This window comes from Streptomyces sp. NPDC001153, assembly GCF_053598315.1.
Genome location: NZ_JBSFJZ010000041.1, coordinates 1 through 25,293, shown reverse-complemented (window position 1 = coordinate 25,293; position 25,293 = coordinate 1). Strand labels below are relative to the sequence as shown.

The window sequence follows — 25,293 nt, the reverse complement described above, 5'->3', positions numbered from 1 at the left end:
TGTGCTTTCCGGGACGTTGTACGTTGACATGGTCCCGGCGGAGGTTCCAGTCCCTTTGGGCTCTTTCTCGTCTGCCGTGGGCGAATGCCCTGCCGACGCCGCATGTGAGACGCCCGTCAGCTGGTCCCACCCGGACGGCAGAACGGCGGTCTCTTCGCTCTCTCGAGCCTTGGGGAGATTATTGCTGCCGAGGCCCCGCTTCTTATGCACAAGGGCACAAACCTGATAGAAGCGCAGCAAAGGGGCGACCCGTCATCTAGGCGGGGATCCATGACACAGCCGCGCGCACGATATCGAGGACCGTTCACAGATGCTTGCCCTCGAAGCAACGCCCGCCGAGATCGATGAGCTGGACCAATGCCAGCGCGACGCTCTTGATGCGTGCGTCATCGCAGCAATGACGTTGTGCACCCCCGAGGGGGGTGCGCGAGGTCGTGCGCGTCTCCTGATAGAGTGTCACGGCCGCTATACGCGGTCGTGGGGTACATTCGGGAAAGCAGCTTCGTTCCCTGCCTTCCTGAACCAGCTGCAGTCAGCACCTATTGGCACGTTGCTGCCGGGTCCTGGTTCGTGGTCAGAGATCTGGGACGTGCGTCTGCTGGAGGATGACGGCACTGCCACGGCCGCCCTGACGCGTCTGATTATGGAAGCGTCAGCTCAGGCCCACGAGGTGCCTGGGCTCTCGGCTGATCTGCGGCACCTTCACAGTGTGCTGCGAGCCCTGGGGAAACTGCCATCGGGGGCGCGGCTGTCTCGTATCGCGGCCGAGGCTGTGCAGCACGCCGTATTTCGTACTTTGCAGCAGGCCGGGTTCGCCGCCTACACCGAAGGCCGCAGGACCTTGGTGAACGAGCCCGTCCTTGGACGGCGTGCCCTGTCTCGCTATGCCCTTCTCACGGACCTGGGCGTGTATACGGGTATTTCCCCCGTCCGGCAGTTCGCTGGCCAGTGGGCGCCCTGTCCGCTGTGCAAGTGGACCATGCGGGCAACGCCACGAGGCCGCCACGACGCGGAGTTGGCCTGTGAGGACGAGCGCCATCGCCAACGGGGTGCGCGCTTCAAGATGGAGTCGGACGACGGACATTGGCGGCTCAAGCCACTGGGTGAGATCCGGGAGATCCCCGAACTCCGCCCTGTCGAAGGGTGGGTCGCTCTGTCGTACGGGCTGTGGCAGTGGATCACGATTCCCGGGTTGCTGGAGATTGACCTGGAGGCGCTCGCTGACGGGGCAGGCGCAGATGTTCGCCTGTGGCCGTTCGGCGACAGCTACGACCTCCACATCACGAAGAGCGGCCTCACCTGGCGCGTCGATGTCAAGACCTGGGCTGACCCCCAGGGCATCGCGGAGCAGATGCGCGCGGATCCGGAGGGCTGCTCGGGTCTGATCGTCGTCATCCCCGAGCACCTGCGCGGATACACCGCTGTGCTGTACCGGGTACTGGGCCCGTTCGGCGCGAGGGTGATCACGGATCTGGATCTCATCGCGGAGGTTCGCGCGGCATGAGCCGAACTCTTGCGGCGGCTCTCGCGCTGGCCGAGCACTACTTTCCGGCAAAGGATGACGAAGGCCGTGCAGTCGTCCGGCTGGAGGATGCCCACGTCCTGATGTCAGGGCAGTTGGCGCATGTGTGGCCCGAATGGGACTCACTGACGTACCCCGAGCAGCAGCGCATCGGGAGGCTAGTCGCTCAGAGGTCTCGCGGCGAGGCGGATCTGACGTCGGTACAACGCCGTGTGCGCAAGTGCTTCGACCAGCAGTGGGAAGATCCCGTCTTCCACCGCTACGCCGCAGGGGCCCGGGATGGCTGGCGCATGGTGGAGGTGTACCCGCGCCACGGCCAGGATCCGCTGGAGTCGGCGGACCGGCTGCTCGTGCCCACGGACCGGGAGGTCCAGATCCGCGTGGCCAGCGGTGGCGGCTGGGTCGCCACCAGCTCCCGCGGTCCGCTGCAGCTGGCCTTCGAGACCACCGCCATGCCCTACAACCCGCCCGTCATCACCACGGTCGACGCGACCGGCCCGATCCCCATCAACCCGAATGTACTGAGCTGGCTCACGCGCAAGACCGACGTCGGAATGGGTGGCGATCCGTTCCGGGAGCGACAGGTGGGGCTCCTGCTGAGCGGCACGATGGGGGGAGGGAAACTTCCGCAGTCCGCGGTGCTGATGGACCCCGGGCTGATGCGTCATCTGAGCGCACCGACGGGTGTGGGAAAGAATGTGTTCGCCCGCGCCCAGGCCAAGCAGCTGGCCCGGGACGGCTACACAGTCACCCTGCTGGTCAGCGACAACGCTGATGTCTTCGGCGAGGTGGCCACGCTGCGGCGGGAGCTGGCCGCCTTGAGCCTCGATGTGGCGGTGACGCCCTTGATCGCGCCGGGAAGTCGCCACGAGTTCACACTCCAGACCGCGCACAAGGCAGTCGACGAGCACACTGCCCTCTCCCAGATGCCGGCCGACCTCATGGAACGCCTGGCCGAGTCGGGCTATGGCTGCGCGGTTAGGGCGCAGTTGGAGGGGCGCGACGCCTTCGGTGACGGGCGGGAGCCGTGCAGCAGCCTGCGTCATACGGACCCCGACGGTCCCCAAGGCGCGGCCTTGTGCCCGTTCGTGAACCGGTGTGACAAGTTCTCCCATATCCGGGCTGCCTGCTCGGCCCAGATCATCGTGACGACGCATGCCTGTTTCCAGCGCGGCATGGTGAAGATCCCCGTCATCGTGGACGGCGAACTGCGTCGTCAGGTGAGCGTGCGCGAGACGCTGCTGCGTCTCTCCCACTTGGTAATCATTGATGAGGTCGACGCCTACCAGTCCCGTGGCTTCGAATCGTCGCAGAGCTTGGTGCTGGCGTCGGTCAGCGAACCGAACACCATGATGCGAAAGATCCGTGACAACCTGCACCGTGCCCCTGAACGGCTGCGACTGGAGGCGCGGGGACCGCTGACTCGGGCCGTCTTCCTCTCCGAGCAGCTCTTGGACCTGGCCAGCAGTGGCGAGGTGTGCACGGAGACATATCAGGCGCACGCGTTGGCCTCGGGGCAGGACCCGCGACGGATGCGGCAGGTGCTCCGCGACCGCCGGCGCTGGTATCAGCCGCATCATTGGGACCGCGAACTCCTCGAAGATCTCATCGGCGTAGAGGTCGATGACAGCGCCTCCATCGCGCAGATGGACCAGCTGCAGGCCCTTCTGCCACCTGTCGCTGCCCGTCCGGAAGACCGCGTTTCCGCTGATGTGCTGCCCGACCATCTGCGGCAGATCCCCAACGTGCTGGAGCGGATGCTCAGTATCGACAAAGGCGGTCAGTGGGAGCTCGACGAAACCAAGGAGTTGCTGCGCGAGGTCGTGGAGAAGGCCGTCACCAAGCTCGCCAAGCACCGCGAAGGCAAGAAGAGGGACACGGGTCAGCAGATCCACGAAGCATCACCGCCTCCCGAGCAGAAGAGCCGCAGCGAAAAGCGCCAAGAGCTGCCTGCCCCGGTCCTCGCCGCTGGAGTCTTCCACGCGGTGATGATGAAGGCATGGCTGAGCGCGTTGAACCACACTGTGTTCGATCTCGCCGACCGGGCCGGTGAACTGGCTGGTCACGGCATCGACGCCGCCTCCACGCTGGCCGATGCGGTCGGGCACCGCGACACCGGCAACATCGTTCCCTTCGGACCACTGGGACAGCAGATCAGCGGCTTCCGATTCGAGGGCCTGGACGACCCCACGGCAAAGCCCTGCCTACTCATGGAAGTGTTGCGCGGCGATCCGCACACCGAGACCGCCTATCTTGGCGACATCGTGTCGCTGGCCCTCGCCGGCCACCGCAGGGTCATCCTGGGCATGTCAGCAACCGGATATCTGCCCCGGGCAGCCCGGACGCACCTGCTGGCCGAGCCGCAGTGGACGATGCCCGACGCGCAGCAGGGCGGCCTCACCATCTTCCGCAGCACCCCCGTCGTCGACCAGCGCACCCTGGCGGTGGGCAGTACTCCCTACCGTGAACGCGCCCAACGCGTCGCCGCTCTGGCCAGCGGATACGCGGCTGCCCTGATCGCAGACCTAGCCCGCTTGGCCGCCGACCCGGCCACCGCACATCGTGCCCGGGCTCTGATCGCCGTCAACTCCTATCCACAGGCGCGCTGGTTCGCCGCCGCCTTGTACGAAGCCGCGCTGGCCTTGGGCTGCAAGCTGAAGATCTGCGTAGCCACCCCCGACAAGGAGAACCCCGACCTGCCGCCGGTGCCCGACGCGGTCAGCCTTGTCACCCGCGACCAGTTCTCGCAGCTCGCCGAACGCGGAGGGGAGGTCCTCATCTCACCGCTGCCGCGCACCGAACGAGGCCTGAACATCCTGACCACGGCGCCATCGGGCAAGCGGGAGTCGGCGATCACCCTGATCGGACTCGCCATTCGCCCGGTCATGCCCGTGGACGAACCGCCCGTCCTGGCCGCCAGCATCGCGTCCTGCGCTTGGCGTTCCACACCCCGTACAGGCTCTCCTGCAGCCCGCCTCGCCGCGATCCGCAAGACGGCCCGGCAGCGTCTGTGGGCCATCCTCGCGGCCCCCAAGCGGTTCACCGCCCTGCCCGACGATCTACGCAGTGAGCTGATCGCCACCCTGCTGGGGCAGTGCATCCAACTGGCCGGGCGGGGCAGACGGGGCCAGACCCACGTCGAACTGCACTTCATCGACGGTGCCTTCCATGACACCACCTGGGGCAGCGACCTGCCCACCCTGGTGCGCGACCTGTACACAAGCTACACCGCCACGGAACTAGCCGGCACCGGCCGCACCTACGGGTACACCGCCGAGGAGTTCCTCGACTACGCCCAGGCCCCCCATCTGCGCGCCGGCCTGCGGAACGGATACCCCGACCACTTCGGAGTTGCCGCATGAGCCCATGTCCCCCCGGCGACGAGACCCGCAAGCGCGCCGGCCTCCTGCAATACCGCACCGACGCCAACGTCCTGGGCACTGTCTATGCCTACCGTCCCGGCCCCACAGCCTTTGGGATCTGGTGCGACCTGTGCAGCGCCTACAAGGAGCGCTTCGGCGACAAGAGGAAGGACGTGCAGCCCCCGTACCGCTCCCTGGAGGCCATCCTGCGGGCCGTTCTCGGTGACTGGGCACGCTGGGATGTCAGCGACGGGCAGGCACAGCTGATCACCGGTGCAGAGATGACGGCCGAGGACCGTTATGACGTCTTCCTGTACTGGGGCGAGGCGATCTTCCCCGACGGGCACGGCAGGCAGCTCGCTCAGCAGTTGGCCGAGCTGGTCGCCCAAGCACTGCCGCTGCCCTACCCCGACCTCCCACGCCCAGTAGCCGGACGACGCACCCTGAGCTGGTGGCCCGGCGAACTCGCCCGCTGGCGCCTGGCCCAGGACCTGGCCCGCATCGACTGGAAGCTCGGCGCCAAGGATCCGGTCCGCTTCACGCTGTGCACTGACGGAACACTCGCTGCCATCGGCCACGAGCTGCCCAGTGCCCCCGATTCCCAGGGAAGAATCCGCCGCCTCCTGCCCCGCATCAAGATCGGCACGGCAGCCACAGGACACTCTTCGCGCCACGCAGTCACCATCAATGCAGTCGCCACGCTGCTGGCCAACCGGTGGTACGGCGTCGCCACAGTCCTGCTCTCCAACCCCGAGCAGCCGCTCGCGGTTGCCGCTCACACCGACGGCCTTGCGTGGCAGCGCCGCTTGAACGTGCCCGCTGTCGCCGCCAGCCGACGGCTCGCCGGCCTATCCCGGCTGAGCCGACGCGTCCCGCCCTTCCCCGAGACGCTGGACGAACAGGCCATCGCGCCCGATGCCGAGCTGGGCGCGGTGCGGGCCGTCGCCCCCAAGAGCGTCGTCACACCCGGCCTCGGGCGCGGCCACGGGATGGAGATGTTCCGCCGGATCGAGGAGCACATCGACGAACACTGTGAGCGCTACCGATCCCGCAGCCCGCTGTATGTCGAGGTGCCGGACCTCTCCGTGCCACCGGGCAAGACCGGCATCCGTATCAGCGGCCCGATCCTTCCCAAAGACCTGCCCGCCGCCATGGACGCTGCCCAGCTCGACACGGTCCTGGTCGTGGTGCTGTGGCACACGGATGAGGTTCGTGCCCGCCTCCAGCGCGAGATCGCCCGGCAGTGGAACCTCGATGTTGACTTCGTCGCACCGGACAACACCGTCGTGACCGAAGTGATCCCGGGCCGTGTGCACCTGCTGTTTCTGGAGGACAAGGCCGGGGCGCTCACGCACGGCCCCGCATCCTCAGCACACCGCCAGCAGCAGCTCGAGGCCCTCCTGGCTCCGCATCTCACGCCAGGACTGACGATCGCGGCCCTGTGCGAGACCCAATGGGACCCCGACCGCAAGTTCGCCACCCCGGAGGAGAAGGAACAGGCTGAGGCCGAAGACGGCAAGTGGCCTTCGAAAGCCGCGCTGGCCCGCATGGGCATCACATCGCAGTACATCAAGCAGGCCCCTGCCCCCGTCCCCACGCACAAGAAGAACGGCGAGCCCTGCTCCCCCAAGTACATCGAGAAGGCCACCGCGGCACGGGAGTCGGGCCTCGCCAACTCAACCGAGAACTCGCTGCGCGACATGCTCCGCGGCCTCGGCCTCGCCGACCACCGCCTCGGCGCTGCCTTCGGCCCGCTGCCGCTGCGCCCTTGGTGGCACATCGGTATCCACGTACGACGCCACAACCAGCCACGCCGGTACGGCCAGCGCAACACCAAGCCCGCCCCCATCACCATCACGCTCACCGCCATCCGCCCCACCGGCGGCACCAGCGAACCATGGACCATGTGGGCCTACTCACCTGTCACTTCCCAATGGGCCCCCTACCTCCACACCCGCCTGGCCGTGCACGCCACTGAACTCGGACTCGACGTCGCCAGCTTCGAAACCGTCGGCGACGAGAGCCACCAAGCATCCGCCGCGGCACAGATCACCGAGACCGCTCTGCTGGCAGCCCGAACTCAACTGCCTCTGCCTGGACCCATGGTGATCTACGTCAACGGCGACACCTCCGAGTACATCTGGGCCGGCCTTCGAGATGAGAACATCGGTCAGCAGCCCCCCAGCGACCTTCCACGACCAGCCTCGTGGCTGCCCGGGCACGGCCTTCCGCGGGCCCAGCGCCCCATGGCAGTGGTGCGCACGATCACCGACCTGGAACGCATCGGCCGCCCCACCGGCGCCTACCTCTACGGCAAGGACGGTCAATGGCGTCGCACCAGCACCACCAACAGTCCGTTCCAGCTTGCCTCGGACGACGGTGCAACTTACCTGCCCGACTTCCTCCTCATCAGCGTCCCGCGCACATATGCCGCTGGGCCCGGCGGCCGTTTCGGAGGTGAATACACCCGGCTAGACCTGCAGGCGAAGGCACGGCAAGGAAAGAACGGATACGCCCACACCGCAGTACGCCTCACCGTCATCGTCGCGGCAGAGACAGCCGATGCAGATCTCATCGGCAAAGTCGGGGTCGTACTCACCAACCAGGGCGTCAGTTGGGATGGTCGACAGACCGAGCCCACACCTCTTCGTCTGGCAAGGCAGATCGACAAAGACCACCCCTACTGGCGACGCAGCTGCGAGGAGACGGAGCTACAGACTCCAGAAAGCAATGCAACCGGCGACCACCTGTGAACAGCGAGTTTCGCGTGCGGCCGAAACTCTCCTCCCAGCAGCAAGTACGCCTTCAGCACGCCTAGTTCAGCGAACACGCCTCAAACTCGACGCATTTACCAGCTCAGTTCTGGTCCTGGGTTGTGTACGGCATTGTCAACTCGTGCTCCTCCAGGCTGCGCAGAACTGCCGTGCCATTTGAAATCTTATTGAGCAGGAACAGTTCCCGCGTGCGGCAATCCGAGCACAGGCTGACCATGGCCAATGGCCATAGATCGATCGGAACGCCTGGCGGGGTGCCGTCGACATATATCCTGTCCGGCCGCAGGGGGTGGTTGATCGGCCGGCTAAACGGCTCCCAGCTCGGGTGGCTCCCTCGTAGCCTCAGGCCCACAGCCTGGAAGGAGGAATCATCGAGGTATTCACAGCGCTCCACCCAAAACCAGTCGGTGCTCGACAGCCAGTTGACTGAGTTGAGCGCCGAGACCACATACGGTTCGAGCTTTTCGACGTCCTCGTCGAGTTCGTGACTCCTGCGTACTCCGTGAGCGTGGTGAGAATTATTACGGAGATCCTTGATGTCCTTCAGAAGTGATAGCGTGACGCCGTGTTCGCGGAGCGCGACAAGTTCCGGCAGCTGAGGCGTTGGGACCTCATCCATGAATCTCTTAATGAGCGTGGTCCAGGTGCCAAAGGTCGCCCCTTGACCGAAAGTTTTACGTAGAGAGCTGGTGAAGCTCCCGTGGTGCGCAATGAGTTCATGCAATGCAAGGACGCCCAGAGTGCGTGCCGTTCCTTCACCAAGCTTGAGCAGTCCGTCCTTCCTCTCGGCCGGGTGAGTGCTCACGCGGTAACGCCGCGCGAGAGCGGCTACGTGAAATGGATAGCTCGCCTCCGCACGCCACACGGGGTCATCGAAAGGGCGCACCAATTGTCCCGCGAGGCGCGCTTCGCGGGCGATGAACCGGATGGACTGACGGATCTCCGCAACGCGTGTCTCGGGGCCGGCGAAGACGTTCGGCAGGATGCCGTCCGTCGCCATTCGCAGCGCATGACGGCCCTCCTGCACCTCTGTCAGCAGATCCTCGACCTCCGGGGCTGCGACCAACTCCACTGGTACGGGCGTGTCGAGCAGCTCTCGGGCTTGCGGGTAAGCCGCGTTGCTCTTGCGGGAGTTTAGCCATTCGCATAGTCCACGGCCGCTCCCCGGGGTGGGGTGCAGCACGAACAGCCGAGTGACTGCGTCACCGAACCCTGAAGGCAGAAGGCGCCAGTTACCAGAGCGCCCGACCAAGTCGCCGCCCGTGCATGGTGTCAGTTCGGAGTCATCCAGTTCCGCATCTGGCAGTTCCAAGACCGAGTCGACACTGTGCAGGTAGGAGGCCGTGAGGTGCTTGGGCGGGATGGGCTCTACCTCGCCGCGTCGCGGACGTCGCAGCTTGACACGCTCTGTCTCCAGCTGTGCGAAGGCACGCAGCGGCCCGAACTCCCCGTCAAGCTCCGCGACGTAGAAGAGCGAAGTCCGGATAGCGCACCCGAGCCGGGTCTTCGCATGGTCGAGCCAGGCATCTGGAGCGTGGGGCAGCACCTCTTTGCGGAAGTATTCATCAGGATCGTCCCGCAACGGCACGACGACCAGGTCACGCAACTCCGGATCAGGTTCCGTCACACCCCGGCGATGCTGCACTTCTCCTTGGTCATCGCGCACCCCGATCGCGTTTCGGACGCTCCTTTCGAAGGCGGCACCTCGCGGCCAGGTGTGGCCGACGGTCGCGACCGCGTGCCGTAGTGCCGAGAAGGCGTCTGAGCTGGTGGTCCAAGACGTTCCGACGAGCCCACGCAGCGCGCCAACCAGCTTCTCGGGCTGGTCCCCTCGTTGGATCAGCCGCAGGGAGGAGAGCTGCTGCAAGCCGTCGGTGGTGAGCTCGAAGCGCAAGCGCAGCGGGCGCTCGATGACAATCTGCCGGTACAGCAGGTCCTCGTTCCGCACGACACTCACCTGGTCGCGGGGAGACCCGCCGACCGGAGCCGACAGCGCCTCTTCGTAGAGCCGGACGATCTTGTTAAGTTGATCGGGGCCGAGGTACTTCCGCTTGCTGCCCGATGGCTGCCGCGTCTTCTGCCAGTGGTCCTGCGCCTTGACCAGGGCCACCCTGCCCCTGTGCGCCAACTTCTTGCGATTACTCAGGACCCATAGGTACGTACTGACCCCGGTGTTGTAGAAGAGTTGGTCAGGCAAGGCGACGATGCCCTCGAGCCAGTCATTCTCGACAATCCATCGCCGGACGTCGGACTCACCCAGGCCAGTGGCTCCCCCCTGCATGGGAGAGCCACTGAAGAGGACCACGACACGACTGCCACCATCACCGGAAGCGTCCACCGGCTTCATCTTCGCCAGCATGTGCTGAAGGAAGAGCAGCGATCCGTCGCTGACACGCGGCAGTCCCGCACCGAACCGTCCTGCATTGCCCAGCTCATGCTCGGCGCGGACCTGTTGCTCAGCGTGCTTCCAGCTGAGGCCGAACGGAGGGTGCGCCAACAGGTAGTCGAAGCGCTGGTCCCTGAAGAGGTCCTCCCGCAGGACGTTCCCGAACAGGATCTGTCCCGGATCGCGTCCGCTCATCAGCATGTTGGAGCCAGCGACAGCCCAGGTCTCGGCGTTGATCTCCTGGCCGTACAGGGACACGTGCGCCGAGGGGTTGGCGGTCTCGATGCGCTCGGCAACCTCCTCGAGCAGTCCGCCCGTCCCGCAGGCCGGGTCGTGGACCGTGCGGAGCACGCCGGAAAGCGTGAGCTCATGCTGATCGGGCTGCAGCAGCAGTGCAGACATCAGCCGGCCGACGTCACGGGGGGTGACGTGCTCATCGGCGCCAGCCCCTCCTGCCTGGTCGACAGAGCGCCGTACGAGGTCCTCGAACACAAACCCCATGTCGCCGGCAGAGAGGGGTGCCCCCAGGTCCATGGAAAGGAACCGGCTGACGACGGCGTACAGCAGCCCAGCGTGGTGCAGCCGTTCGACGGTGCGGTCGAACTCGAAGCGCTGGAACACGTCCCTGACGTTCTCGGAGTAACCGCGCACGTACTCGCGCAGCAACGCCACCAAGTTGCTCGGGTCGGCGACGACAGCATTCAAGGCGTAGCGACTGGTGTTGAAGAAGGGATGGCCAGAGGCGCGGCGCAGCGCAACGTCCCGGAATGAGTCCGAATATGCACCCTTATCGGCCAATTTGGCCGAGGTGTCCAGCACCTCCTGGCGAGTGGGTTCGAGCAGGCAATCCAAGCGCCGCAGCACGGTGAACGGCAACACAACGCCGCCATACTCTGATGTCTTGAAGTCCCCGCGAAGAAGATCCGTGAGCGACCAGATATGCCTGGAAAGTTGGGTCCCTGAATCGCTCATGGCATTCCCCCTCCGGCCACCCGGCCCCTCCTGCGCTCAAGGCCGATCTTCACACAGCCAGTTGGATCTTACGCAGAGGGCATCACTGCAACGGCCCACTCCTGCCAATCGGTCATTGCCGCTCCCCCGGCGGCAGTCGGCGCCACATGGGCTCGACCTGGCATGACCGCGTCAGGAATTGCTGCGACACGAAGGTATAACGTCACGGGCACGGCGATGTGATCGCCCACCCGACACCCACCGCTTCATCCGTACACGCAATCGACTCGGCGCTGCTGCGGCTTGAATTGCTATGGCCCACCTGGCCGAATTCGTTCGCCGTGCACTGTGCCCCGTTCCATAGCCACCAGGTCTGCGTGGCAGGGCCTCTGTCGTGCCACGCTCAGGCCGCTCTTGGTGTCAGTGTCACCCTTTACGAGTTGGTGCGTGATAGCGGGTGAGGCGTGTTTGGCCTGGTCGTGGCCTGTGCTCAGGTGTTGTTGGTGCGGTCGGAGACGAGGCCGGCGATGGCGCGGTAGGTGTCGGGCAGGCGGTCGCGTCGATGGGTCCAGCGCATCAGTTGCTTCCAGCGTTTGTCGTCGGCGAGGGCGTGTTCGACGGTGATGCGGTCGGAGGAGTGCCCGTGACGGTCGCGTTCCCACTGTTCGACTCTGCCGGGCAATGCTCCGGGCCGGGGTTTTCTGGGCGGTGTGATCGCTTGCCCGCGGTGGTCGCGGCTCAGGCCCAGGTAGCCGTCGTCCAAGAGGACCTCGACATCGGGAAAGTGCTGGAAGCAGACGGCGATGCCTTCGTTGCGGGCGGCCGTGGCGTCGTGCATACGTCCAGGCCGCAGGGCATCGGTCCATAACGTGCGGCCCCGCCAGTCGGCGATCACGGTGGCCTTCATCGTGTTCTGCTTCTTCTTGCCCGAGACGAACGCACGGCGACCGCCGCGGTTGGCCGGCGGCCTGCGGACCTGGATCTCGGTGGCGTCCAGCCGCAGCTCGACGCCTTCGGCCTGGGCGTAGGCGAACACGTCCGTCAGCGTCCGCAGTCGCAGGCCGGGACGGTCGGGGACCGCGCACCCCCGCTCGGCCAGGAGCGTACGTATCTCTGCGATCGCACGGGTGATGGTGGAGCGGTCGACGTCGAACAGCAGCCCCAGCACCGAATGCGGCAGGTCGTGCCGCAGATGGATCAGCGTGGCCACCAGCCGGTCGACGAACACCAGCTGGTGGCGGGCGCCAGCACCCGCGGCCCGCTTCCGGACTCCTCCTCGTGCAGCATGGCGTCGGCCCTCGAGTCCGGCCTGCCACGGCACCGCCAACTCCTCAACCAAGCAGGCGAGATGCCGTCGAGAGATCCCAGTGAACAGCCGATGCGCCAGCACCGCCCGATTAACCATGATCGCCACAACCAGATCATGCCACCTGCCTGGCACGACACCTCACCCGCTATCACGCACCAACTCGTAAGTGACTTCAGAGGGGCTCCCTTGACCCAGGACCCCAGCAGATCCCGGTGCAGGGCCACAATGTCGTGCCGCAGCGCCAGCCCCTGCGCGGCCTTCGTGAACGTACGGCAGGTGGTGACGAACAGAGCAACGTCCGCGCCGTGCTCGAGGCGGGCCGTGCCGACGAACTTCTGCATGTCCTGCGAGGAGACGCTGCGCTCGGGCGCGTACTTCTTACATTGGACGACCAACTTACGTCCGTCCGAAAGGTGCCCGACGACGTCGGCTCCCAGGTCGCCGCTCCTGCCGCTGACCACAACCTTCGTGCAGCCGTCCCGGCGACACAGCTCAGCGACGTAAGCCTCAAAGTCCTGCCAGGACAAGCCGTCCACCTCCGTCATCGATAGTTCTCGCGCCTTCGCCTCCTCCTGCGCCCGCCACTTTCGGTCCTGGCCTACCGCGTCTTGGTGCGCGCGCCACAGCCTCCAGCCGACCCCGGCCACCACCGTCGCGGCGAGCACGGCCACCAGGACCGGCCACACCGCCGTCCAGTTCCCCGCCAGCCACACCGCGGCGACCACCGCCGCGACGATGCCCCATCCTGAAGCTCTTCCTCGGGCACTGGAGCCCCTACGGCCCCACCTACTGACGCCCGCTCCGTCAAACGTCCGGCCCGCCGAAAGACGGCGGCACCGCGCCTGCCACCGTAATCAGCGGCGCCGGGAACGTGACGTGCGAGCCGATCCGACTGGCCCACCCCGTACCTCGCGTCTTGGTAGCGTCAGGGGCGCATATCGTGTCAGGGGGGTTGGGGGAAGAGCATGGGCAATCCGATGAAGCCGCAGCTAGTCTTCGTGCACGGCATCGGCGGCCCCCGAGATCCGAACGCGGAGTTGACCGCCTGGAAGCGCGCCCTGGCGGAGGGCTTCCGCGCCGCCGGAGGGTCGTCGGACATCTCGGCACTGACCATGGACTGGGCGGCGGACAGTCAATTCGCATACTACGGCGATCTGTTCACCGACGGGCAGGCACAGAGCGGCGACGGCGAGGAGCTGGACGAGGCAGAGGCAACCCTCGCGCTAGGCATCCTGGCGGACTTCCTGGACCAGGAGGCCGCCCGGCCTGAGAACAAGGACAATCTCTCTCTGGCACGAGTCCGGGCACAGATTCGGCCTGATGGAGAAGCCCAAGGAGTCGGCGCCGCAGTCGGGCACCTGTGGGCGGTGTGCACGGCGGTTGCGCGTGTACCGGGGATCACCCCCATCGCACGATGGACCTCGGCTCGGGAAGTCCTCGGCGCCATCTCCCAGCCTGCTCGCTACCTGCGTCGCAAGGACGAGGACGAGGACGGCCACACCCTCGACCGGCGGATCCGCGACCGGGTGCTGGCGTGCCTCGATCCGAACCGCCCGGCTGTGGTGATCGGCCACTCCCTCGGCAGCGTGGTCGCCCTGGAAGCCCTAGGCGAACACAATGGTCCCGTGCCTCTGTTCATCACCATCGGCTCGCCGATCGCGACACCAGCGTTCGTCTGGCCCAGGCTACGTCCTCAGCCCCCGACCACGCCCGAATGTGTGTACCGGTGGCTGGACTTCTGGGACGGGGACGACGTGGTCGTGCCCCGCGCCCGGCTCGCCGACGCCATGCTGCCCAACGCCCGTGGCGTTCGGCCCACCCCCGGGCGGTTCGACTCTCGCCTGCTGTGGGCGCACTCAGCGACGACCTACCTCGCCCGCCATGAGATCGCTGAGCCTGTACGGGAGGCAGTGGTCACCGTCCGCCCCGCGGCTTCATGACAGCCGTGCCACGGCATGTACTCGTCGTCGCCACCCAGTGCGAGGCAATGGAACAGGAGCTCAGCCGCCTGGTGGAGGCCGCAGAGGAGCTCCACCACGTACTGACCGATCCGTCGTTAGGAGGCTGTAAGCCTTCCCGGCCCGGTGTGCCAGCCCGTGCCTGCGGATCGCTCCGCTACGGCAGCGCATCGGCTGGCGACGCCCACGGGGGCGGCGCTGCCGCCCTACGCTCCGGCAAGGCGGCCTGTCAGGACATCGTCACGGCAGTGGAACAGGCCATCCGCGACGCCGCGGAGGTCGGCGCGGTCTTGGTGCTGGTATTCCTCGGCCATGGACAGAGCCCCAAGGCCAGTCCGAGGCTCCATTACATGGCGAGCGACAGCAAGCCCGGCGAACTGCTCGGCTCGATCGACATCGGCGCCCTGCTGATACGGGCAGCGGACCACCCCGGCATCGGCGGGGTCATCGGCCTCGTCGACACTTGTCACGCCGGCGCCGCCGTACCCGAATCCAGTGATCTGAAGGGGGGCTTCTCCATGGGCGCGACCAGGCTGTCAGTGCTCATGGCCTCGGCGGCCCATCAGAAGGCGTACGACCTGGACTTCAGTCGCACGCTCACTCGGCTCATCCGCCAAGGACTGCCGGGCAGGGGTCCGACCCTGCGTGCAGCCACCTTGAAACTCGCCCTAGGCGAAAGCCTGTTGAGGCAGAACACCAGCGTCCTCGATCTGGACGGCTCCCCGGACGCCACCGAAGAACTCTGGATCACCGTCAACGCCCGACGGCCGGACCGGCCGGGCGGACGCGCGGGTCGGACCGGCCCGCTCGGCGAGCACGACCTCTCCGAGGCCCTGGCCGCCGAACTGCCCGGCCACCCTCACCCGCCCGGCGGCTGGACGCGTACGGCCCTCGAAGAACTGCACGACACAGCCGCCGGCCCCGTCGGGGCCCTCTGGGTGGAGGACGTGGCTGGGGCGCTCATCAGGGCCGCCGACACGGTGACGGCCGTGGAGGACTGGGCGGAGGGTGAGCTGACCCTCACCGGTCTCCGGAAGGCGCTGCGCGAGCTGAGCCGTCTTCGTCCGCCCGGCGCCGGGCCAGAGGACGAGGGATCCGCGCCGCCTGACGGGCTGAGCACTTCGGAGTTGCTGCGCTACCTCGTCGAGTACGCCGTCCTCCGGCTCACCCGCGTTGGCAGCGGGGCCAACCCTCTCGCCCGCGCGGTGGCGGCCGTCGGCATCCACTGCGGACTGGACACCTCCGATCCGAAGATCCAGGCGTGGGCGCGGCGCACTGGATGCGCGGCCGAACTCCGACAGGCGCACGAGGCGTACGACCGCACATCCCGGGACCGGGCCCTACGGCTGGTCGTCAGCCTCCAGGCGGCCCAGGTCGACTGGCCGGACTCGCTGTTGGCCTGGCTGCTCGACGGGGCGGACTGCCTGGAGCGGACCGAGTGGGCCTGTGACCCCACCCGGGCGGGGGTGGAGCAACGGCTGGCGGAGATCGTCCTGTGGGCCGACGCGCGGGTCGCCGAGCGGGCCCCGGTGCGCCACATCGACATCGCCGCTCCAGCTCCACTGCTGGCCACCTGGCAACCGGAGACGGTACGTGTCGGCCCCTACCGGCTGGGGGCTCGGCGGACCGTCGTGCTGCGCTGGGCCAGACGACTGGCCGTCCCGAGCCACCTGACCGGCATGAACGAGTTCGCCAGACGCCAACTCGAGGAACTAGACGAGACCTTCAACGGCCCGGGCGCACCCATCGACTGGTTGGGCGCCACGGCAACACAGGTGCTCGACGCCCTGCGGGAACGTCTCTCGACTGGGATCTACCGGCGGGCCATCGGCCTCGACCACCGTCCGTCGCACCTCGGCGAGGTGCTGGAGGCCGTGCTGCCGTACTCCCCCATCGTGCTGTGGCCGCGCGGGGAACAGGGCATCGCCGACGACGAGCGGCGCTGCCTCGACGAGCACTGGGATCGGCTGCCTGACCGGTTCACCGAGGCGTACGCGCATCACTGGCAGCAGGAGTATGCAGACGCCGTCGCAGACCCGCTACTCGACCGGCTGGCCCGGCTCAGCGCGGCCTGGCACGACCCCGGTTGGCTCGACTTCTGCCAGCGGACCTCGCAGCACCACCAGCAGCACACCCCGACCACCCCGTGGAGCGCCTGATGTCCTGGAACACGTACTACCGCGGCACCGGTGAACCGCGCTACGTGCCCCTCCCCGCCCCCCCGCCGTGGCGCGCCTTCCCGCGCCAACCGGTCCCCGGCAGCTTCCAGCCCCCGGAAGGGCTGACCGACGCCGTCAACGCCGCCCTCTACCTGCACCGCCCGCTGCTCCTCACCGGGTCCGCCGGCACGGGCAAGTCCACCGTCATCGAACAGGTTTCCGCCGAGCTCGGCCTGGGCCAGGTGCTGCGCTGGCACATCACCTCCCGCAGCACACTGCCCGACGCCCTGTGCCGCTACGACGCCCTCGGCCACATCCAGGCGCTACGCCTGCAACACCCCAACGCCCCGTCCCGCACCGAGGGCCGGGTTCACAAGCTGGCCCGGCGCCGGGGCAGCGGATCCGGGACCGACATCGCGCCGTTCCTGAAGCTCGGCCCGCTCGGCACGGCGCTGCTGCCTGCCGACCGGCCCCGCGCCCTGCTCATCGACGAAATCGACAAGAGTGACCTCGACCTGCCGAGCGACCTGCTCGACGTGCTGGAGAGCGGCACGTACGAGATCCCCGAGCTGGTCCGCCACCCCAGGCTCAGGGTGGCTGTCTCGGAGTGGGACGGATCGCGGACCCACGTCGTGGAGCGGGGCCGGGTGCAGTGCACCCTCTTCCCATTCATCGTGATGACCAGCAACGGCGAACGGGACTTCCCCGCTCCCTTCCTGCGACGGTGTATTCGCTACACCATGCCGGCACCCACACCAGAAATGCTCCACCGCGCGCTCGAGGCCCACCTCGGGCTGCCGATCGCCGCGCACGGCCCGGCAGCGGACCTCGTCACAGAGTTCGTCGAGCGGATCGCGAGGGGTGAATCCCTGGCCGTCGACCAACTCCTCAACGCAGTACGGCTCGTCACCGACCCTCATGCCCCGAAGGCGGGCGCGCAGCGGGACCGGCTGCTGGAACTGCTCATGCGCGAGCTCGCCGGTGCCTGAGCGGCCGGAGTCCGTGCTGCGTGTCCTGGCGGAGGCGCTGGGGGCCGACACCGACGCCACCTCAATCGCCGACGCCCTGTGGCTGGCGGCGGCTGCGGGGAGCAACCGGTTTGGGCCAACGGACAAGGCACGGGCACCAGTCCCAGCCGCAGACCCGGCCGGCGCGCACCAGGACACCGGGCACGAGCAGGAAGAGGCATCGGCGCCGACGGCACGGCACCCGAAGCCGGACGCGGCGGACCCTGATGCGGCGGACGCGACCTCGCTGGTCCTATACGAACGCCTCCCCGGTGCACGGTCGGCCCCCGGCACCCCGGTGACGGTCGCCCCGGGACGCTCTCTGCCTCAGTCGATGGCCCTCGGCCGCGCACTACGTCCCTTCAAACGCCGCTACCAACACGGCTCACGGCAGGACTTGGACCTCGACGCGACCCTTCGAGACTACGGCCGCAGCGGCGAGCTGGTCCCGGTGTTCGGGCCCACCCCCGAGCCATGGTTCGACGTCCTGCTCGTCGTCGACACTGCCCCGTCCATGGAGCTGTGGAAGAGGACCGTCGGCGAGTTCACCTCGCTGCTGGCAGGTTCGGGCGTCTTCCGGCAGGTGCACACCTGGCGGCTGGCGGCGGGACCACAGCTCACCGACCACCAAGGACGCCCGGCCGCCCCCGGACGTGCGCTCTCCTCCGACGTGCGGCGGCTGATCCTCGTGGTCTCCGACTGTTCCTCGGCCGACTGGCGGGACGCAGGAGTGTGGCAGCTCCTCCGGCGATGGGGCGCAGCCACGCCCACTGTCCTTCTGAACCCGCTGCCGAGCCGCCTCTGGCACCAGACCGCCCTCGATCTGCCCGCCGTACGAGTCACCCAGCGCGGGCCCGGCCTGCGCAACACTGAGCTCGACTACCGGGCACCGCTGTTGCCGCGCACGCAGGAAGGCCCCGGCGCCGAGTGGCTGGCCCTGCCAACCCTCGCATTCACACCGCACTCCATCGGCCGCTGGGCACGGGTCTTCATGCGCGGGGCGCCCCACGGGTGCGACGCCGTTCTCGTCCCTCGGTCCGGCAGGCTCGCCTCGCCCTTCGCGGCACCCGCCGCACCCGCCGGCCGCTCCGGTCCCACCGAGTCCTTCCTACACACCGCCTCACCATCAGCCGTACGACTGGCGATGCTCTGCAGTCCGTTCAGCCGGCTTAGCCTGGACCTCGTACAGCTCCTCCGCCAGGAACTCGTCCCCGAGGCCACCACGGGCGACCTCGCCGAACTCCTGACCAGCTCCCTGGTCACCCTCGCCACGCCGACGGGCGGCGAGCCGTCGGTCATCACCTTCGACCCCGCAGCCCGCGACCGGCTGGCCGCCGACCTCGGGCGCAGGGACGCCCTGCACACCCTGGACACCCTGAGCCGTTACGTAGCGCGCCGTCGGCCTGCCGCCGGCCCGGGCATCGAGGCGACTGCCGTTCCCGACGGGGAACCGCTCCCCGAGGACCTGGCACCCTTTGCCCGTGCCTCGGCCGAGCTCCTCCGGCTGCTGCGGACCGGCACAGTGGTCCCCCTACCGCCGGAGTCCCAGCCGCCGGCGCCAGCGCCACCGGCAGCCCTGCTGCGGGAGGAACCCCGACTGCCGGTTTCGCACCGCAGCGCGGCCCTGCTGTTCGACGCCGAACCATCGAGGCATGCCCCGGCGGGTCCGCGTACGCCCAGGGCAGCGGTACACCTACGAGACCTCCTGATGTCGGACGTCGGTTGGAGGCTGCCGGAGGACCGGTGCACGGCGCTGCCCACCCCTGGCAAACTCCAGCGCGTGGTGAGACTCATCGAAGAGCGCTGCCGATCCGCGGACGACAGCCTCGTGTTGTACGTCGGCGGACATGGTCGACCGGTGGATCTGGAGCCGGTGGGACGGACCCTCGGAGCCTCGGGCCCCGTCTACGCCGTGGTGCTCCTCGACCAGGGTGACGGGCGCCAGGGTGCGGAGCTGCTGATGTCCTCATGGCAGGCGGAAGTCGCCAAGCGAGCGCTCATGCCGGGGTTCCGCCAGCCGACCCTCGAGGTGGCGTTCACGGACGGGCCGGTCAAGAGCGGAGTCGCCGAGGCGCTGCTGCGGACCGCCCGAGAAGGGGTTCCGGATGGACCCCCATACCTGGATCTGCACACGGTCATCTCGGAGTCCCGGCGGTACGGGGACCAGTCTCTGGTTCTGTTGCAGTCTCTGGGGTCCTCCAAACGCGTATGGGTGCGCAACGTGTGCTACGTGCAGCCTGCGCCATCGGCCCTCGGTGCGGAGATCGCCACCGTGTACGCCGAGCTGTGGGAGAGACTCCGCGATCACCTTCCGCAGCACGGCAATAAGTCACACGAAAACGCGGTCGAGTCGCTGCTGCGAGCATTGCTTTTCTTTGCCGCGGAATGGGCGCACAAGAACCTGGTTGTGCGAACGCTCTCGGAACTGGCCAAGAACGTACATGAGTCACTGCAAGGGCAGGGCATCGAGATCCAACACGAACGTGCGGTGGGCGGCCGGGTCAGAAACCTGGTCTGGGATATCGGCGACGCCTACCTCAACGTGACGGTCTCTCGAAGGAGTCGCCGTCAGCGGGCACCAGGGCGACCCCAGAGGCTGTTCGACTCGCCCGTCGCTTTCTGTCTGATCCTCGAGCCGGAGCGAGAGCTGAGAGGCGTGCCACTGTCCCGTCGGGCGTCCGTGCGGGAGGCAGACGGCGGCCCGGGAGCCGATGCGGGCTGCGAGGTAATTCTTACGGTGCCAGGCGCGCCAGCGGAGTCCTCGTTCCCCCCGCAAACCGGTGCTGAGCCGTTGATGACGACGTCCGATCTGGAGGCAGAATTCCATAGGGATACCCTCCCGCGTGCAGTCGAGGTCGCCTGCGAGAACCTCCGTGACGTACCACTCGGCGAGGGGCAAAGGGCCGCCTTCGGAACAGAAGTCGAGCAACTGACCATCGCGCTGGCTGCTCCCGCTCTCGACCAGATCGACTGGCGACCCAGCGGTGCTTATGAGACCGGCCTGGCGGGCGGCAAGGTGTTCGTCGCCGCCCGTCTCGTCCTCGAAGGAGCTCTAGAGCGGACGGCTTTGCCCTTGGCTGACTCGAACGTGGAGGTCGTGGACGACGCCTGGGGCGAAGATACTGTGTGGGTCAGCGTCGAGCGGGACGCCGTGCTGGTCTTCGAGGCCGAGCGGGACCTAGTAACAAGCGACGTTGACCTGGAGTTCTCTACAGCCGAATTTCGCCAGCCATCCGGTCTCCCGTCCGCAGACTAGGCACCCCGACCGTGCTCTGGCATGCAACTGCCGTGCGCTGGAGGAATAGGGCTGGTCACGGTCCGCTCCTGGACACTCGGAACGGTGCGGAATCGGCCGCGTTCTCGGAGCCGGGTATGCGCCCGGCTCATAGGCACGATGGGGCCCTGGACTCCTTGTAGGGTATCCCCCAGCATGGGCTCCCGAGCGGCCTGTCCGCCGTGGTGGCGCAATAGCTGAGCAAGCCGAAGAAACAGCGATAGGCGCGCGATAACACAGGTTTAGGAGTCCTGCGCAACCATAGAGGTGGCTCGACCCATCCCCCGATCCCTGAAACCACCATCCCTGCACCTGCGGGGTGGCTCGGCCCAGTCAGTTTGCTTGGTGTCCCACTGGTAGCAGTCCCCACTGACCGCGCACCGTCGGGACGGCCTGAACCGCACAAGACCCTTTCGCCTACCTGTCGATAATGGGACGATCGGGCAACGAGGAGTTCTTGGCGCGGAATCGGACCAGAGGAGATTGCGGAGCCGCTTCGTCGTTCGAGTCGCCAGGCGGGAGCAGGGCGAAGGCAAGGGAGACCTGGGACGGGTCGACCGGTGCGCCGGGCAGGTACGCGGTGTGTTGGTAGGCGTCACCCGCCTCCAGGACCGGGTAGAGCAATGCGATCCCCCTGCGATCCGGAAGGCTCGCACGAAGAGCCCGGGCGGCCAGGCGATGTGCGGGGCCGCTGATGGCGCCGAAGAGCGGCCCCCTACGCCGACTGCGGACGAAGAGGGAGAGCTCTGGGGATCCCAGCACAGATCCGGCCCGGCGCTGCGGCGGGGCTAGCTGAGGGGCGAGGATCAGCCAATCCTCGATGCTTGCCCCCGTCGTGCTTGCTTTCTGCAGATAGGCGAGGTGCGGTGCAAAATTGTCAGGGGTCAGCCACTCCAGCCTGCTGAGCACCTCAAGGAGCTGCGTGTGTCCGATGACAGTCGTGTACGCGGAGAAGGAGGTCTCCTGCCGACTGCCGTCGGCCGGCACGGAGACGGGGATCAGGGGGCTCTGGAACGCGTCAAGGATCGCACGCCACCGCTCCGTGTTTCGGCGCTTCGCGCCGATCTCCAGAGGGTAGCCCGACGGTTCGATCCACCTCCCCGGTGACCGGACCTCCACGAGTTCGGCGTTGTACATCTTGGTGGGACTCGTCGGCTTGAGCCAGGGCAGGTACTGGGCCACCAGTGGCGGGAGTTGAGCCGGAGTGATCATCGGCTTGCCGTCCACCAGGTGTGCGTAGTCGGCGAGTTGAGACCGAAACTCCTCCTCATCGCGGCACATCGCTGCGAACGCCTCGTAGAGATCGATCTCCTTGTTCCCAGTAGCTTCACCGCGACTGATGTAGAGCCGGACCAGGTCGGCATAGCCTTCGCGGAAGCCGAACCAGCGGCCCATCTGCATCAGGGTGTCCGCCTGTGAGGCGGCACGGCGGTAGTAGCTGATGGTGAGGCCCTCGACGGTGAAGCCTCGGGCGAGCTTGGCGCCCCCGACTAGGATCTTCCATACGGGGCGCTGGTCGAAGTCCACGCTGGCGCGCTCGATATCCCTGTCACCGTTGACAATGATCACAGGCTTCTCTGAGCCGTCGGCGATGCGGGCACGCGCGGCATCGATATGCGGGATCAGCTCGTCGAACGAGACAGGGCGTGCGAGGTCTTCGGCCCGGTGGGCGGATACGGGGGCAAAGTCCAGGTCGTAGAGCGCCCTCAGCCGATGAAGAGCCTCGGCCTCGAGTGGGCCAGGGACGTACCAGAGCTTAAGGAGACGATCCATGAGCTCGCGGTGGTCGGCGATGCGCACGGACTCGTGCACCAGCATAGTGTGGTGACGATAAGTGATACTTCTCGGGTCGAGGGCTTCGCGGTACAGCTTGATGGCGCCCGACAGGACAAAGGCATCGAGGGCCTGTTGCAGAGAGGAGTCGTCGCCCGGTTCAGCTTCGTGGATGGCGCGGACATGGGCCATCTCCTGGGAGTTGGCGACCGTTCGCTCCTCAGGAGGAACGGCAGAGTCCACGTCGTGGAAGTCACGCGCCCCCATGTACCCAGCCGGGCGGGGCAACGAGAGCACGAAGTCCTTTGGGAAGACGTCCTCCGCATCGTGCGGATCAATGAGGACATTGGCGAACGGCGTAGCCGTATACGCAACGTACTGGGCTCGGGGAAGCAGGCCAAGCAGTTCGGAGAGGAGTCCGTTGATGGCGCTGCGCTCACGGCCTTCGCGTTGATGCCCAGGGTGCAGCGTATTGACCGATCCGTGGTCGGATTCGTCGTCCACGATCAGTGCCGGAATCTCCTGCAACTGGGCACCGAGTCTGCGCAAGTCCCTGATAACCGAGCCGAGCACGGCCTTGTTCTTCTTGACCACCATGAGCCGGGCAGCCGTGCGATGCAGGTTGGCCGGGTGGTACAGCGGCAGCGTGGGGTCATGCTTCTCGAACTCGAGCGCGATGATCCCTTGTTGCAGGGACTGATAGTCGCTGTTCAGGGTCGTGAGTCGGAGAACGTCGAACGCTCCGCGGAGGGATGGAAGCCCGCCGTGAGTCAAGAACTCTCCCGCCCTCCACTCCGGGTCCAAGGTGTACTCGCAGTCCTCTTCGGGGGCTCCGCGCAGAATGTTCTCGCGACCGACCAACTCCTTATCGATCCGCCGTTGTGTCTGGGCGCGGAGGATGTTGAGAGAGCCGCTGAGGATGATGACCAATCGGTAGCCGGCATCGACGGCCTTGGCGACGACCCCAGTAATGCTGGCGGTCTTCCCGGACTGGACGTAACCGATGACCAAACCCTTGGACTGGTAGGCGGCAGCATCAGTAGGGTCGGCGAGACGCGCGACCACTTGGGCAGCGCTCTCTCCCACGGTGGCCACGGCCTCGGCGGTCCATCCCTTGATTTGCGCCAGATAGCGCTGGTAGGCGGGCCAGTACCAGGGGCGGCCGGGCGGGTGAGTAGGCGCGTACCACGGGGTGAACTCGCTACTGATGATGATCGGTCCTTCAGCGAAGGAGATCGGGATCAGCTCTGTGAGCACTCTGCGGGTCGCGGGCTCCAGTGCGAGGCGCTCATACACCGCGATGCGGCGCTCGGCAGTACGGGGTGGGGTGGATGTCCAAGCAGGCCGTTCCGCGTGGTCCCATTCGGTGAGGCTTCGTCGCCACAGAGCCAGGAGCGGAGCAGCGGTTTCGCCTGACGCCAGGTGACTGCGGAAAGTGGACTGGCTCGCGTCCAGAGCACCGGCACCCGATACAGACGGATGGTCCTCGGACCAGTATTCGAGGGCGCGTGCGAGCGGACGGGGGCCGTTGGCGTGCATGGCTCCCAGCGCCAGGGAATGCACCTCGAGCGCAACGTCATCGACAGCGGCGTCGCCGCCGACCTGTAACGGTACGAGTTCGTCGAGCGCGTCGCGGTGCAGTTGATCCAGCCCCAGACGCCGATAGCTGGCCACGCGGCGCTCGGGGGTGCACGGTCCGGTGTCCGTCCAAGTCAAGGCCGGGGCGCGATCGTATTGGTTCAGCGCAGTGCGCCAGCGGCGATGGGTGTCGTGTGAGATGGAGGTGACGGCATCGCGTGCACCTGCCGCGCGTAGCGCGGCATACCGCTCCAGTTCGCCGAGGAGGTCATCGGAGGTGTCGGCCAGCGGTCCGGTGGAAAGGCGCAGCTGAGTCTTCAGTCTGTGGATCTCTGTTTGGGCCCGATCCAAGGCGCCCATCGTGGCCAAGTGCTGGCGGGCCGCCGTCTCGTACTGCACTTTCTGATTGAGCATGCGCGCCGTCAATGTCCGGATGCTGCTCTCTCCGTGCTCCGCCTTCTCCTCAGCCCGCTGGCTGTGGAGGTTCCGCAAAGTGGTGGCGTCTTCCGCGGTAAGACGAGTGCCGGCCAGCTCGATGGTCTTCTCGATGAACTCTTTGGACGGAATGCGGTTCCCGCTCAGATATCGGCTCACCACCGACACACTCAGGTGATGTCGCCTGGCGTATTCCCTCAGGGTGATCTGCATGACCTCGAACGCACCACGTAGGGCTTTGGCCAGGGCTTGATGGAGTTCAGGCAGCTCCTTGTTCAACTCGCGCAGGTTTCCGCCTGCCCAGTGTTCTGACGGCACCAGACAGTCCTACCGGTTGTTGGGCTGACTCGTGGCTGTTGCCAGAGATTTGGCAACAGACCTGGCCTGTTGCGCTGTGATCCGGCAACGCGTTGCCACGGGTGCACCAGAGTCCCGTGCGAAACGGTCGGGGCTCGGCCATGCCCGTGGCCCTGACCCGATGTGCGCGTCACGCACGTGAGGAAGGCGAACGATGCGAAAGCGTCCAAGGAAGACGAAGATCTCCCCCCGGAATTCCCGACGTGCACGTCGGATGATCCGCCGGGCCTGGCTGCTATTCGGCCGGTTCGTGCTCCGCGGTGCGGCGACCGCATTGGGCGCCACGCTGACAGCCTGGCTCACCTGGTGGGTACGGAGTCGTTGACTGGGGCTTCACCACATGGGCCGAGGCAGATCGCGTCCCATGAAGTGGTGTAGCCGGGCAGGGTTCCGGAACGCGCGGGTGTCTGCTCGGGGCGTGCATCCGCTGGCGTTGCGTGCTCCCTGA

10 protein-coding genes and 1 pseudogene are annotated in these 25,293 nt (G+C 67.0%); 7 read left to right on the top strand and 4 right to left on the bottom strand.

The genetic code is table 11. From position 1 onward, the window contains the following. The first annotated feature begins 310 nt into the window (after nt 1-310). The 3 genes from ACWDEN_RS35945 (at nt 311) to ACWDEN_RS35935 (ending at nt 7,637) form a co-directional block, all read left to right on the top strand. Entirely contained in the window at nt 311-1,504 is a 1,194-nt protein-coding gene (locus tag ACWDEN_RS35945; RefSeq protein WP_351604857.1) for a restriction endonuclease-related protein, read from the top strand. Beyond that, nucleotides 1,501-4,884, top strand: a complete 3,384-nt coding sequence (locus tag ACWDEN_RS35940; protein WP_351604860.1) for a hypothetical protein — start codon at nt 1,501-1,503, stop codon at nt 4,882-4,884. Before ACWDEN_RS35945 ends, ACWDEN_RS35940 begins: the two co-directional genes overlap by 4 nt. A 281-nt stretch (nt 4,885-5,165) precedes the next feature. Continuing rightward, complete coding sequence (locus tag ACWDEN_RS35935) at nt 5,166-7,637, top strand: RNaseH domain-containing protein (protein ID WP_450862116.1); 2,472 nt, start codon at nt 5,166-5,168, stop codon at nt 7,635-7,637. A gap of 103 nt (nt 7,638-7,740) precedes the next feature. Here ACWDEN_RS35935 and ACWDEN_RS35930 read toward each other — a convergent pair whose 3' ends face one another. From ACWDEN_RS35930 to ACWDEN_RS35920, 3 genes and pseudogenes are all read right to left on the bottom strand, one after another. Then, nucleotides 7,741-11,016, bottom strand: a complete 3,276-nt coding sequence (locus ACWDEN_RS35930; protein WP_351604866.1) for a type I restriction-modification system subunit M — start codon at nt 11,014-11,016, stop codon at nt 7,741-7,743. Nucleotides 11,017-11,485: 469 nt separating this feature from the next. Then, nucleotides 11,486-12,400, bottom strand: a complete 915-nt coding sequence (locus ACWDEN_RS35925) for a transposase family protein (protein ID WP_351604922.1) — start codon at nt 12,398-12,400, stop codon at nt 11,486-11,488. Between the two features lie 68 nt (nt 12,401-12,468). After that, nucleotides 12,469-13,017 (bottom strand): annotated as a pseudogene (locus ACWDEN_RS35920) (restriction endonuclease); the annotation flags it as partial. A 264-nt stretch (nt 13,018-13,281) separates the two neighbouring features. Between ACWDEN_RS35920 and ACWDEN_RS35915 the strand changes: the two are divergent. The 4 genes from ACWDEN_RS35915 (at nt 13,282) to ACWDEN_RS35900 (ending at nt 20,684) form a co-directional block, all read left to right on the top strand. Then, nucleotides 13,282-14,244 carry an alpha/beta hydrolase gene (locus tag ACWDEN_RS35915; protein WP_450862114.1) on the top strand — a complete coding sequence of 321 codons (963 nt, stop codon included), beginning with the start codon at nt 13,282-13,284 and terminating at the stop codon, nt 14,242-14,244. Nucleotides 14,245-14,510: 266 nt separating this feature from the next. Further along, nucleotides 14,511-16,421 carry a vWA-MoxR associated conflict system protein gene (locus ACWDEN_RS35910; RefSeq protein WP_450862112.1) on the top strand — a complete coding sequence of 637 codons (1,911 nt, stop codon included), beginning with the start codon at nt 14,511-14,513 and terminating at the stop codon, nt 16,419-16,421. Continuing rightward, on the top strand, nt 16,421-17,410 hold the full coding sequence (locus tag ACWDEN_RS35905; RefSeq protein ID WP_351604873.1) for a MoxR family ATPase: 990 nt from the start codon (nt 16,421-16,423) through the stop codon (nt 17,408-17,410). The genes ACWDEN_RS35910 and ACWDEN_RS35905 overlap by 1 nt, the downstream gene beginning before the upstream one ends. Beyond that, nucleotides 17,340-20,684, top strand: a complete 3,345-nt coding sequence (locus ACWDEN_RS35900) for an SAV_2336 N-terminal domain-related protein (RefSeq protein ID WP_450862109.1) — start codon at nt 17,340-17,342, stop codon at nt 20,682-20,684. The genes ACWDEN_RS35905 and ACWDEN_RS35900 overlap by 71 nt, the downstream gene beginning before the upstream one ends. Nucleotides 20,685-21,119: 435 nt before the next feature. On the opposite strand, the gene ACWDEN_RS35895 is transcribed toward ACWDEN_RS35900, so the two are convergent. Continuing rightward, on the bottom strand, nt 21,120-24,767 hold the full coding sequence (locus ACWDEN_RS35895; protein ID WP_450862107.1) for a Z1 domain-containing protein: 3,648 nt from the start codon (nt 24,765-24,767) through the stop codon (nt 21,120-21,122). Between the last annotated feature and the right edge of the window lie 526 nt (nt 24,768-25,293).